The 13275-nt window shown below is 47.3% G+C and carries 12 protein-coding genes; 8 read left to right on the forward strand and 4 right to left on the reverse strand.

The features are described from left to right. Positions 1 to 50: 50 nt before the first annotated feature. Positions 51 to 1334, forward strand: coding sequence for a hemolysin family protein (locus SATMO3_RS02480; RefSeq protein WP_371381659.1), 1284 nt, complete (start codon positions 51 to 53; stop codon positions 1332 to 1334). A 157-nt stretch (positions 1335 to 1491) separates the two neighbouring features. On the opposite strand, the gene SATMO3_RS02485 is transcribed toward SATMO3_RS02480, so the two are convergent. Further along, positions 1492 to 1842, reverse strand: a complete 351-nt coding sequence (locus tag SATMO3_RS02485) for a hypothetical protein (protein ID WP_371377010.1) — start codon at positions 1840 to 1842, stop codon at positions 1492 to 1494. Positions 1843 to 2227: 385 nt separating this feature from the next. Between SATMO3_RS02485 and SATMO3_RS02490 the strand changes: the two genes are divergently transcribed. Then, positions 2228 to 2767 (forward strand): flavodoxin family protein, encoded by a 540-nt coding sequence (locus tag SATMO3_RS02490; protein ID WP_371377013.1) that lies wholly within the window; start codon positions 2228 to 2230, stop codon positions 2765 to 2767. 96 nt (positions 2768 to 2863) lie between these two features. Here SATMO3_RS02490 and SATMO3_RS02495 read toward each other — a convergent pair whose 3' ends face one another. Next, positions 2864 to 3058, reverse strand: a complete 195-nt coding sequence (locus tag SATMO3_RS02495; protein WP_371377016.1) for a hypothetical protein — start codon at positions 3056 to 3058, stop codon at positions 2864 to 2866. Positions 3059 to 3112: 54 nt separating this feature from the next. After that, the gene (locus SATMO3_RS02500; protein ID WP_371377019.1) at positions 3113 to 4219 is read right to left on the reverse strand and encodes a DUF362 domain-containing protein; all 1107 of its coding nucleotides are present in this window, start codon (positions 4217 to 4219) and stop codon (positions 3113 to 3115) included. 230 nt (positions 4220 to 4449) lie between these two features. Between SATMO3_RS02500 and SATMO3_RS02505 the strand changes: the two genes are divergently transcribed. The 3 genes from SATMO3_RS02505 to larB are packed head-to-tail and all read left to right on the forward strand — an operon-like array spanning position 4450 to position 6906. Further along, a complete protein-coding gene (locus SATMO3_RS02505; RefSeq protein WP_371377021.1) occupies positions 4450 to 5301 on the forward strand; it encodes a LarC family nickel insertion protein in 852 nt (283 codons plus the stop codon). Positions 5302 to 5316: 15 nt separating this feature from the next. Further along, positions 5317 to 6123: an ATP-dependent sacrificial sulfur transferase LarE gene (gene larE / locus SATMO3_RS02510; protein WP_371377024.1), complete on the forward strand. Its 807-nt coding sequence runs from the start codon at positions 5317 to 5319 to the stop codon at positions 6121 to 6123. Between the two features lie 36 nt (positions 6124 to 6159). Then, complete coding sequence (larB, locus tag SATMO3_RS02515; protein ID WP_371377027.1) at positions 6160 to 6906, forward strand: nickel pincer cofactor biosynthesis protein LarB; 747 nt, start codon at positions 6160 to 6162, stop codon at positions 6904 to 6906. An 80-nt stretch (positions 6907 to 6986) separates the two neighbouring features. Here the strand turns inward: larB and SATMO3_RS02520 are convergent, their stop codons facing one another. Then, positions 6987 to 8132 carry an aldo/keto reductase gene (locus SATMO3_RS02520; protein ID WP_371377030.1) on the reverse strand — a complete coding sequence of 382 codons (1146 nt, stop codon included), beginning with the start codon at positions 8130 to 8132 and terminating at the stop codon, positions 6987 to 6989. Between the two features lie 342 nt (positions 8133 to 8474). On the opposite strand from SATMO3_RS02520, the gene SATMO3_RS02525 reads away from it, so the two are divergent. The 3 genes from SATMO3_RS02525 (at position 8475) to SATMO3_RS02535 (ending at position 13185) form a co-directional block, all read left to right on the forward strand. Beyond that, a complete protein-coding gene (locus tag SATMO3_RS02525) occupies positions 8475 to 9650 on the forward strand; it encodes an MFS transporter (RefSeq protein WP_371377033.1) in 1176 nt (391 codons plus the stop codon). Then, complete coding sequence (locus SATMO3_RS02530) at positions 9647 to 10768, forward strand: MBL fold metallo-hydrolase (protein ID WP_371377036.1); 1122 nt, start codon at positions 9647 to 9649, stop codon at positions 10766 to 10768. The genes SATMO3_RS02525 and SATMO3_RS02530 overlap by 4 nt, the downstream gene beginning before the upstream one ends. Positions 10769 to 11199: 431 nt before the next feature. Continuing rightward, a complete protein-coding gene (locus SATMO3_RS02535) occupies positions 11200 to 13185 on the forward strand; it encodes a methyl-accepting chemotaxis protein (protein WP_371377039.1) in 1986 nt (661 codons plus the stop codon). Positions 13186 to 13275: the final 90 nt, after the last annotated feature.

Raw genomic sequence — 13275 nt, forward strand, 5'->3', positions numbered from 1 at the left:
ATCGGAATTAATTGGACCCAGCGTCTATAGTGTGGAATATCTTTCTGGTCATGTTTCTGGTATTGTTAAACGGCTTTTTTGTTGCCGCTGAGTTTGCTATGGTCAAAGTGCGCAGTACGCGGATTGATACGCTGCTGCAGGAGGGGAACACACGGGCAAAATATGCGAAACGGCTGGTCGATAATCTGGACGCCTATTTATCTGCCTGCCAGCTTGGCATTACTCTGGCTTCGCTGGGACTGGGCTGGATTGGCGAACCGGCGATTGCCAATTTGATTGAGCCGGTACTGGCCGACATTGGCTTCTCAGAAGCTATGATTCATACTATTGCATTTGCCGTCGCCTTTTCAATTATTACAGCGCTGCATATTATTCTCGGTGAACTGGCGCCGAAATCACTGGCTATCCAGAAGGCCGACAGTGTAACCATCTGGACGTCGGTGCCGCTCATCGCGTTTTATAAATTGATGTTTCCCTTCATCTGGGTATTAAATAGCCTGGCTAACTGGATCTTGCGGACAGTGGGCATTGAAGTTGCCAGCGAGCATGAGGCCGCTCATACGGAGGAAGAAATCCGCATTTTGATGGCGGAGAGCCATCAGCAGGGCTATATCAATCAGACAGAACTGACTTATGTCGATAATATATTTGATTTTGCCGAGCGGCATGTAAATGAAGTTATGATTCCGCGGACTGATATGGTCTGCCTGTATGCCGAGGATTCCTTTGCCATCAACCTGGAAAAGGCCCTGGAAGAGCAGCTTACCCGTTACCCGGTCTGCGACCCGGACAAAGACCATATTATCGGCTTTGTACACATTAAGGACTTACTGGCGGCGCTGGCCAAGGGGGAGTCCCCCGGGCTGAAGGAGATGGTACGGGAGATTATAGCTATACCGGAAACCATGCCGATCAGTAATTTGCTGAAGCTGATGCAAAAAGAACGGGCCCAAATTGCGCTTGTGATTGATGAGTACGGCGGTACGGCCGGCCTGGTGACGGTCGAGGATATTCTGGAAGAAATCGTCGGCGAAATTCAGGATGAATTTGATGAGGAACGGCCGTCTGTCGAGATGCGCGAGGAGCATGTTCATTCGGTGGACGGACGCCTGCTTATTGAGGAAGTCAACGAAGTGTTTGGACTGGATCTGGATGCCGAGGATGTTGATACGCTTGGCGGCTGGATGTCGTCCCGGGTGGAAATGCCGCCCCGGATCGGCCAGCAGGTAGATTATGCCGATTATGCGTTAATGATCGAAGAAGTGGATAATATGCGGGTTACGCGGGTGCTGTTGCGCAAAATGGCAAACGATGAGACGGAAGCGGCCACATAGCGACAGTTCAAGGAGTGCTTTTGTTAGCTATGGCAAGCCTTGCTTTAGTTTGTGAGGACAACTGTTGGGTTAACTACAGTTGTCCTGTCTCATTTTAGGAAGGGGGAGTGGTTGGAGCCTATTGTTCGACCGGTGCTGCAACGGCAGCCCAGGGCATTCACAGTTTCAGGATTTGTTTATTTAATTGATCAATTTGTTCTTGCAGGTGTTTGCATTGTTCCCGTAACTGTTTTATTTCTGATGCGAAATCTTCTACGGATGTCTTATCCTCTTTCGTTTTAGCAGCCTCCTTTTGCGCTTGTATAGCATCACTAAGCAACGTACGCTGTGAAGCAATAACAAACATTACCTGCGCCCATTCAAAAAGTCCGTTTGCCAAAACATTAAGTTCATCAATTGTTAGCGTCTCCGAAACAGCAAGGCCCAGCAAGAAAAAATATAACGAGATCTCTTCCGGCGTAAGATTAAAGAAAATGGACTCCTCAGGAACTAATTTGAATTCTTCCAAGCCCAGCACCTCGCAGCTGAAAAACTATACAAGTTATATAATATTCGTATGGTTATGACTGCTATATAAGACCATAAAGTTCGTGTTCTGTTTTATTGCCGCCGGAATTTTGCATTACACACAGCAGGTGTTTTTCCGCCAGGTTTCGCAAACAAAGCTCAGGTCTTTGATCTGCAACATAATAAAGTAGACTTAGCTTCATATGGGGCTTTAACCCCATATGAAGGTTAGTTGCCCTTATCCAGGGACTTAGCCGCTCTTAACTCCCACTTGTGGAAGTGGGGGTCTTAGCGCGGGTTAGTCGTCGGATAAAATACTTGACTTTGAGTCAGCTCCAGATAGTAGCTTGGAGTTAACCGCGCAATAATATATTGAGGTGATATTAATGAGCAAAAAGGTTTTAGTGTTGTCGGCCAGTCCGAGAAAAGGTGGAAATTCGGATACATTATGCGACCAGTTTATGCTTGGTGCGCAAACAGCGGGGAAGCAGGCCGAGAAAATATTTCTAAGGGACAAAAAAATCAATTATTGTGTCGCCTGTGATGCCTGTAAGGGGAATAGCGGCAACTGTATTCAGCAGGATGACATGGCTGAGATCCTGGCGAAGATGATAGCGGCGGACGTGATTGTCCTGGCAACGCCCGTTTATTTTTATAGCATGGACGCACAACTGAAAACTCTCATTGACAGAACCTATTCAAGGTATACCAAAATCAACAATAAAGAGATGTATTTCATCATAACTGCGGCGGATGGCAGAGAGCAGGCCATGGAGAGGACAATCGAAGGACTCAGAGGATTTACTTCCTGTCTTGGCGGGGCCAAGGAAAAGGGGATTCTTTACGGAATTGGCGCCTGGAATATCGGCGACATTAAAGGACAGCCTGCCATGGAAGAGGCTTATGCAATGGGAAAGAATGCATAAGCTGGCATCTGGAATAAACGATCAACGCTCAATATTGAATAAGCAAGCAGACTCAAATCTTCATTTGAGCCTGCTTGCTTATGCCGGTTTGGCTTGCTAGTCACTCTTTCTTGCCTGAGTTTGACAAGGCGAAAAAGTGCCATTCACGATTTTCTGTGCTTCCCGGGCATATTGTTCGTCGGTCATTGTATAGAAGATATCAGCCAGGAAACTATAGTACAGAGTATAAAAGGAAAACATTACCCCCATTATGGAAATAGTCATGACAACTTGTTTGGCTTTTCTTTTCATCCATACCTCCCTAATCTCCTGGACGATACTCCTGTCTGGCGATTACCGGCAATTCTACAGGACGATTAATTCGTAATCACGGCTGCCCATGCCGATTTCTTCACCGTATCGCAACTGGACAGTGCCGTCTACATGGGCGCGCAAGCCATGAAACTTATCCGCGCCGGCTTCATGATTGCAGGCAAGCAAGGAATTTGTGAAGCCAAGCTGTTTATTGACCAGATCAAAACTAGCCTGGTCGATGGCTACCGGGTCCGTGGATGCCAAAAAACCGATATCAGGCACAATCGGCGCATCGCTCCAGGAAACACAATCGCAATCCGGCGTAATATTCACCAGGAAATTGATATAACCTATCCGTTTCTCGTGCGCCTTGGCTAGGCCATAGCCGTATTCGGTCATGCGTTCCAACAGAGCTGCTATGTCTGTCGCCCAGTCCATGCCAATGGCTTTTACCGGGCAAACCGTCAAGCACTCGCCGCAGCCGATACAGGTATCCAGAGCGATGCTTGCTTTCTTTTCACTCACAGTAATGGCCTTTTCCGGACAAACGCCACTGCATTTCTCACAGCCGACGCATTTAGCCTGATCGACTAGAATCCTGGTGGCATGCTGCTCTTTTTTACCAATCGCCGGCGCTCCGCCCATGGCCAGATTTTTTATGGCCCCGCCGAAGCCCGCCATCTCATGCCCTTTAAAGTGAGACAATACAATGACGCTGTCGGCGCTGACAAGGTCTGTCGCCAGTTTCACCTTGGCAAAGTGCTTTTTATCAATTTGCACTTCGGTCACATTTTCACTGCGGAGGCCATCGGCAATAATGACCGGCGCCCCGGCAACGGTATAATCAAAACCATGCTCCAACGCGGTCAGCAAATGATCAACCGCATTATGCCGGCTGCCTGAATAGAGTGTATTGGTATCGGTCAGAAACGCTTTAGCCCCCTTTTCCCTGATTTTATCCACCACCTGGCGCACAAAAACAGGACTAATAAAGCCGTCGCTGCCGTGCTCGCCGAAGGTCAGCTTGATAGCTGTGAGGTCATCCGGCTCAATAAGTTCCTGGAACCCGGCACGGTCAAACAAGTTTCTTATTTTGCTGATTTTATTGCTCTTATCTGTTCTTGCCCGTAAATTTACAAAATATACTTTGCTGGACATATCTTCTTTCCCCTCTCTAACTTGCGTTAAACTGTGGTACATTGTTATGCTACAACCTGGAGTCCACTCAAAGTCAATAGGTCTGATCAGTTTTTTTACCAGCCTGTTAACGCAAGGCAATAAGTTACTTCCCAAAAAATACTTGACTTGGAGTATACTCCAGATGGTACACTCAACATGGAGGCCAAGCAGGATAACGATAAATAAATCAGGTATGGGAGAGCTCGACAATGAAAGTGCTATATTATGATTGCTTTTGCGGCATCAGCGGCGATATGAATTTGGGTGCATTGCTGGATTTGGGCGTGGATGAAGCTTACGTAAGACGGGAATTGTCCAAGCTCAACCTGGACACTGAATATGAGCTGCAGGTAAAAACAGATAATAAAAAAGGAATAAGCGGCACCAGGGTGGATGTAGTCCTGAAAAAAGCAGCCCCTATTCATAACCATGACGACCACCATAACCATCACCATCATCATGTGGCACAGACCGGTACAGAGTCTGACCATGGACATAATCACCATGAGCATAGAAATTTAAGGGATATTGAAAATATAATCATCAACAGCAGTCTCAGTGACAGGGTAAAAGAGCTTAGTCTGGCTATGTTCAGGAAGGTAGCCGAGGCGGAAGCCAAGGTTCACGGCAAGCCGCTGTATGAAGTGCATTTTCATGAGGTTGGGGCCGTGGATTCGATTATTGATATGGTGGGCGCCGCCGTGTGTTTGGATTATTTAAAAGTGGACAAGATTATGGCGTCACCGGTTCAGCTGGGAGGCGGATTTGTGAAATGCGCCCACGGCATTATCCCTGTTCCTGCGCCGGCAACGGTTGAAATTCTTAAAAACACTCCCGTGAAATCAGGTATCGTGCCTTTTGAAACAACTACGCCCACCGGGGCCGCGATCCTGGCGGCTAACGTGAGCGAATTTACCGAGCAGCTGGACTTCGCCATAGAAAAAATCGGCTATGGGATAGGCCATAGAGAGCTTGAGATTCCTAACGTTTTGCGGCTGTATCTTGGCTGCCAGGACAGAGGCGGCAAGCGGGAAGAGCAGACAAAAGAGTCGGCGAAATGATGGAGGCTAATGACTGTGATAAAGAATGAAAAATATATCAAGCTGATTAATCATTTAAAAAGTATGGGAAAAGTCGTCCTGGCTTTCTCCGGCGGCGTAGACAGTACTTTTTTACTGAAAGCAGGCCAGGAAGCCTTAGGTGATAACCTGAAGGCAGTGACCATACAATCTCCGTATATTCCCAGATGGGAGATCGCAGAGGCCAAAGAATTGGTGGCCGAACTGGGGATAGCGTTTGAAATCCTCGAAGCGCCAATTATTGATGAAATCAGACACAACCCGGAAGACCGGTGTTATCTGTGCAAAAAGGCGGTATTCAGCAAGATCAAAGCCATTGCTGAGCGGGACGGTTATGCTTATGTTATTGACGGCACCAATTTTGATGATATCGGTGACTACCGGCCGGGGTTAAAGGCGCTGGCGGAACTCGATATAAAAAGTCCGTTGCTGGAGTGCCAGCTGACCAAACAGGAAATAAGAAGCTTATCCAAAGAACTGGGACTTAGCACCTGGGATAAACCGCCCTATGCCTGTTTGCTGACCAGAATTCCCTATGGCAACGAACTGAAGGAAGAAGACTTTATCAAGATAGAAAAAGCTGAAAAGTATATGATGGACAGAGGATTCCGGGCGGTCCGGGTCAGATGCCACGGCAATCTGGCAAGAATTGAAGTGGATAAAAAGGATAGAAGCAGGTTATTTAATGAGGAACTCCTCGAAGAAATATCGGCGAAGCTTAAAGAATTCGGCTTTACGTATGTAGCTTTAGACTTAGAGGGCTATCGGGTCGGCAGTTTTAACGAAACAAGAGAAAACCAATAATGCGGCCGATAGCTTTCGCTATCCCGGGAGGCAACAATGAATAAGGCGGATATAACAAAACTGCTGCAAAGAGTAAAAAACAACGAAATAGAAGTCGAGGCAGCCCTGGACATCCTGAAAGACTTACCATACAAGGAACTGGGCTTTGCCAAGATCGACAACCATCGCGAAATACGGGTAGGCTATCCGGAAGTGATTTACTGCGAAGGAAAAACAGTCGAACAGGTGAAAGACATCATTGCGTTCATGCTGACCAAGGATAATAATATATTGGCTACCCGCGCCAGCGCAGAGAAGTACGAGGCGGTAAAAGCCATCTGCGCCGAAGCCCAATATAATCCCCTGGGCCGGACAATCACCATTCGCAGGCGGGAAGAGAAGCTTACCGACAGCTATATTGCCATTGTTTCGGCAGGAACGTCCGATATGCCGGTAGTGGAGGAAGCCGCGGAAACCGCCATGATTTTGGGCAATCGCGTGGAAAAAATCATGGATACAGGTGTTGCCGGCATACACCGGCTATTCGCCAAAATCGATCTCATCCGGGGCGCAAAGGTAGTAATCGTGGTTGCCGGCATGGAAGGAGCGCTTGCCAGCGTTATCGGCGGCCTTGTGGATAAGCCCATTATCGCCGTCCCGACAAGCGTCGGTTATGGGGCAAACTTCGGCGGTCTTTCGGCGCTCTTATCCATGCTGAACAGTTGCGCCAGCGGCGTTAGTGTGGTCAATATCGATAACGGCTTCGGCGCAGCCTATAACGCCAGTATCATTAATAAATTGTAAGACCAGCTGAAAAATAGAATTAATAAGCCACCAGATTTTAGCCAATCTGGTGGCTTATTGTTAGGCAGATACCAGTAACATTATTTGGGTTTTGCCGGTAATGCCGGCGCAGCATCAAATGTCTTAGCTACATCTTTTAAGTGTTCTGTTATCTTCAGATGCTGAGGGCATGCAGTTTCACATTTTTTACACTCGATACATTCGCTGGCCTTGCCATGATTGGCAGTAAGATTCATATAGTAGACAAACTGACTTGAAATATTATCGCAGGTAGCGAGTTTGGCGCTGTTATATAATGCAAAGTAATCAGGTATCGCAATATTTTTGGGACAGCCGGCGACACAGTACCGGCAAGTTGTGCAGGCAACAGCCGTATTTGCATTTATAATTTCAGTTACCGCATTTACAATCTTATATTCTGTATCATTAAGAGGTTTAAAGTCTGCCATATAGGACGTATTGTCAAGCACTTGCTCAAGGGTGGACATACCGCTAAGCACCATCAGGACACCTTCCTGGCTGGCGGCAAACCGTATTGCCCACGAGGGAATGGATGCAGCCGGATGGTAGGCCTTCATTAGTTCTTCCGCTTCCTCCGGCGCCCGGGCAAGATTGCCGCCTTTGCAGGGCTCCATTACAATAATCGGTATGTTATGTTTTCTTGCCACTTCATAGCAGATTTTGGACTGAATGCCGGGATTCTCCCAGTCAATATAATTTATTTGCAATTGAACAAAATCAAGCTCAGGATGTGCCGTTAAAACCTCATCCAGCAACTCCGGCGTGTCATGAAAAGACATGCCGACATTCTTTATTCTGCCGGCTTGCTTTTTATCCATAGCAAAACCGAAAGTATCGTATTTTAATGCTTGCTGATAAGAACTCACGCCAATATTGTGAATCAAATAATAATCGAAATACTCGACACCGCATTTTTCTAATTGTTCATTAAAGATTCTTTCCTGGTCGGCAACTGCCTGTAAAATTCTAGGCGGAAGCTTGGTCGCAAGAGTGAACACATCCCGGTTATGCCTCTTAACCAAAGCTTCTCTTATCGCAACTTCACTCTTAAAGTCATGATAGGTATAGGCTGTATCAAAGTAAGTAAAGCCTCTTGCCAGAAAGGCATCTACCATTTTATTGATTGTTTTTGTATCAAAGGCTGTTTGGTCATTGTTGTCGAGAAGCGGTAATCGCATAAAGCCAAACCCCAGTTTTTTATCCATAGTATTCTTCTCCTTCTTTACTCTTAAAACTCCCGTTATGTCTTATGCTACAACTTTGAGTGGACTCAAAGTCAATAGGGGTGGATAAGAAATTTAATTACAGCCCCGGCAATTGGAGTGCAAACCCCAAGCCTGAATAGCTAACAGCAAAACCCCTGGCTAAGGTACAGATAACAGAGTTCGCAAAAAAGTATTTGACTTAGAGTTAACTCAAGGTATTATAATACCAATTATCGGGTGGATACCATTTTCATGGCTGTCTATCAGAATAGGACGCTAAAGCTTATACGTCTAATTATCAGCAAAGATTATCAATAGAGACAAAGGAGTACATACTATATCATGCGGAACACCTATAAAATTTACCTGCTTAGTCTTATCAGTTTCCTGGTTGGCACGTCACAATTCGTCATCGTGGGAATTCTGGACAAAGTCGCTGCTTCCGCCGGTGTCTCGGTATCGACTGCCGGACAGCTTATTACCGCATTTGCGCTCGCTAATGCGATTGGCACACCCCTGGTCATCATGGCTACGGCGAAAATGAACCAGAGCAGGCAGCTATTGCTGGCTCTCGTTATCTTATTGACGGGGATCGCAGCAACGCTCGCCCTGCCGGGCTTCGGCTACCTGCTGGCTTCGCGCGCCATACTCGGGATCGGAACGGGTGTCTTTATTGTTACCGCCTTTGCGTTAACTGCGAAGCTTGCCTTGCCCGGACATCAAGGGGAGGCGATGTCAAACATCTCGATGGGCTTTAGTGCGGCGCTTGTCTTCGGCGTTCCGATTGGTCGTGTTATTACGGCAGCGTATGACTGGCAAGCCATCTTTTGGATCATAGGATTTTTCAGTCTGTTGGGAATCTTCGTCGTAGCCCGGACCATTCCGGCTACAATAAGCGAAGCGCCTGCGCCGCTAGGCAGGCAACTATCCCTTTTAAGAAAGCCGAACATAGCTGCCGCCCTCGGTATTACTTTCTTCGTTTTTAGCGGTTATTCCGTGTTCAACACCTATATCACTCCGTTCCTGGCTTCTGTTAAACCCATGAGTGAACAGGAATTGAGCAGCGCTCTCTTTGCGTTAGGCATTGCCAGCCTGATCGGCTCTAAGCTTGGCGGTTTCTTAGCGGATCAAGTGGGCACTACGCGCACGCTCCTGGGCAGCATAGTTATCCAGGCGGTTACGCTGGCCTTGTTGTCCGCTGCTTTTGGGTCAATAAGTTTTACCATGGTGCTGATTATGCTTTGGGCGGCTTCCGCCTGGACGTTTGGACTGACTCAGAGTTTTAATATCGTCTCGCTTGCTCCGGAAGCCGCCAGTATCATGCTGAGTCTGAACAGCTCCTTCGTGCAGCTTGGTTTTGCCGTTGGCGCCGGTATCGGGGGAATCGCTATGGGTAGTTCCTCGATACTGGCAATCAGCTGGATCGGCGCTGCTTCAGTCGCCTTTGCGGCCTGCATCGCGGCCGTCACCTTTGGTTTTACGTGGAGTCCCAAATCAGCTTTTGGGAGAATTTCATGAAAAAATGGGGAGGAACAATGCTGCTAACGCTGTTAATACTTCTTGGCATATTAGCTCTTGGTATAGGCATTTATTTACAGCAGCCCAAATTTGGCGAATTGCCGGCAGGGGCCCGTTTGGAAAAAATTCAAACTTCGCCCAATTATGCTGACGGGCAATTTCAGAATTTGATTCCGACTCCGCAGCGTGCCGAAGGAGGCAGTACCGCTGCTTTGTGGTGGGAGTTTTTGGTTGCCAAAAAAGAACGGCCGGCACCGGCCGAATCGCTTCCGGCAATGAAACCCGATTTGCTGACGCTGGACAAAAGTCAGGATGTAGTCATTTGGCTGGGTCATTCTTCATATTTTGTGCAGTTGGGCGGCAAACGCATTCTCATTGATCCGGTGTTTAGTTCGTATGCATCCCCGGTTTCGTTTATAAATAAGGCCTTTCCCGGAACCAATCCCTACACGGCGGAAGATATGCCGCCGATCGATTATTTGTTTATTTCTCATGATCATTGGGATCATCTGGACTATCCCACTATTACCGCTCTGAAACCCAAAATCAAAAATGTGATTTGCGGATTGGGGGTAGGAGCCTATTTTGAACAGTGGGGCTTTGCAGCAAGCCAGGTCCATGAGGCTGACTGGCTTACCTCCCTGGAATTGGAAAACGACTTTATCGTCCATGTTTTGCCGGCGCGCCATTTTTCCGGCCGCCTGCTAAGCAGAAATAAGACGCTATGGGTCGGCTATGCACTGGTAACTCCTGAACGTCGTATATTCTTCAGCGGTGACAGTGGCTACGGGCCGCATTTTCGGCAAATAGGCGACAGGCTAAATGGTTTTGATCTTGTAATTTTAGAAAATGGTCAGTACGACAAAAATTGGCCATACATACATATGATGCCGGAAGAAGTGGCCCAGGCCGCTGAAGATCTGAAGGCCAGGGCGTTACTGCCAGGCCATGCCGGCAAGTTCGCACTTGCCAACCATCCCTGGGATGAGCCGTTCAAACGGATAACTGCTGCCACTCAGAATAAAAAGTACCGGTTGCTTACACCGATGATCGGCGAGCCGGTAGAGCTCGGCAATCAGCAGCAAGTTTTTTCCCGCTGGTGGGAAAGGGTCAACTAACCGGCTGTTCTCGCATGATCTAAAAGAAAACGATGACCGGCTTTAATCGACAAGCAAATTTTGCAAAAGCAAAGAAGACATCTTGCGCCAATACGCAGTGATGTCTTTTTTTGCGTGGCATAAAATCAATGGAACCATATTAACCTATTACAATATTTAATAGGATCGGCCTGGATTGATCTAACTAACTGTTGAAACACGGTCCCTGTCCCCCTGTTTTTACACCTGTCCTCCTGTTTCGTAAAGGGAATTCTGAATCGACAGAGAATTATATATTATATATAATATATAATTCCGAAATATAGGTATTGAAGAATTTGGCTTAGACGACAATTTGGTAAGCCCTCAATATAAATAATCATGAAAAACCGGGAATAGTCTTTAACACCGCCGTTAAGGAAATTTAATGGGTCTAAGGAGACGATAGAATCATGATGAAGGGTATTGAAAGATTTTTTAGGGAATCAATAAAAAGAAAGTTAATCGCGGTATTCATTTCTATTGCAGCCGTGCCGCTGCTGCTGACTACGGTCGTAACATCATCGGTAAGCAGCTCGGCTCTGGCGGGAAATGCCTTCGAGAATAACCAGAAGATCGCACAGTTTCTGGCTATGGATATCAATGCGTCGTTAGTTACCTCTGTACAGTTGCTGCAGACCTTGGCCAATACGGAAGATATTCAGTCAATGGACCGGGCTAAACAGCTGGCTATTATGAAGCAAGCCGAAGCCCGCACCGAAAATCTCAGTACTCTTATAGTCACTGACAGTAAAGGTGTCCAGACAGTTAGAACAAAGGGGGTGCTGGCGACCAGCGCGGACCGGGATTACTTTACAAAAATAGTCAGTGGGGTGGAATACGCCATCTCTGATGTGCAGATGGGACGCAGTACAGGTAAAACATCTGTTGTTATCGCCGTTCCCATCCATGATGCTCAAAAAAAGCTTAAGGGCTCGTTGCTTGGGGTGGTCGATCTTGAAACCTTAAGTAAAAAAATCGCCGCCACCCAAATCGGTAACTCCGGCTATGCATTCCTGGTTGACCGGCAAGGAAAAATCATCATGCATCCTGATGAGAGCCTGGTCAAGGAGATGGCCGATTTTAGCGGCTTTGATTCGGTTCAGCAAGTGATCGGCGGCAACAGCGGCATTACCTCTTATACTTATAATAACCAGAAAGTTCTGGCAGGCTACAGTAATGTGGCTGCCAGCGGCTGGGGCGTGGTGGCCCAATTGCCTTCAAAGGAAGCAATGGAGTCGGCCGATAAAGTAAGAATGACAGGCATTATCTTTACAATCCTTGGAATCTTGCTTGCCGTGGCGGTTGGCTTTTATGCAGCTGGAATTTTTGTTAAACCGATACATGAACTTGTGCGTGTTACCCGTAAAGTGGCAGAAGGAGATTTATCCCATCAGGCTGCAATAATCAGCAAAGATGAACTGGGGCAATTGGCTGTAGACTTCAATATGATGGTGGCTCATTTAAAGAAGCTCATTCAGGCTGTAACACAAACAACAGAACAGGTTGCGGCCTCTTCCGAGGAACTTTCGGCCGCCGCGAACGAGGCTGAGAAAGCCAGCAATCAAATTGCGGGTAAAATGACCGATTTTGCCCAGGGATCGCAGATGCAGACGCTGGAAATTCAAAAATCTATTAGGATTGCCGACAATTTAACAAATAACTCTAAAGAAGTATCGGCAAAGACCCATTCAGCAGCTTTATTGGCGGATACGATGGCTAAGGCGGCTGAACTGGGTGGGGAAGCAGCGAGCAGTGCTACTGTAAAAATAAATGAAATAATGGATTCAAGCAAATTGACGTCAGATGTCGTGACCGCATTAGGTGAAAAGAGCAATCAGATCGGGAAAATACTTGACGTTATCAGCGATATCGCCAGGCAAACCAACCTTTTAGCGCTTAATGCCGCTATTGAAGCTGCCCGGGCAGGAAAACACGGGAGCGGCTTTGCCGTAGTGGCGGAAGAAGTGCGAAAACTGGCCGAGCAGTCGCAGCAATCCGCCGAAAGAATTTCGCAGATTGTTACGGAGATACAGCAGCATGCCGAACAGGCCAAAAGCGTCATTAACAACAATAGCAGCAAGGTTTGCGAGGGTGTTGCTGTTGTCCAGACGGCGGGGCAGGCTTTACAGGATATCCTGGTGCAGATTGCCGGCACCGTCAAAATCATTAACGATATTGATGCAGCCAGTCGCCAGCAGGTTAAAGCTATGCTGCAGATGAATGAGAGTACTGACAGTGTGGCGTTAGTTGCCAAAGAAGCCGGCAGTGGGGCTGAAATGGTGGCCGCTGCCACTGAACAGGTTACCGCATCAATGGAGGAAATCGCCAACTCGGCAGGATCGTTAGCCGGAATGGCCAGCGAATTGCATGAGATGACAGCCAAGTTTAAACTTTGATATGTCTATCAATACACCCGGACTGACTTTTCGCCGGGTGTATTGATTTAAGGACGGAAATGCGATTTGGACGTTAATAATAAGGTAGTG

This window comes from Sporomusa aerivorans (genome assembly GCF_041428895.1).
Classification (GTDB): Bacteria; Bacillota; Negativicutes; order Sporomusales; family Sporomusaceae; genus Sporomusa; species Sporomusa aerivorans.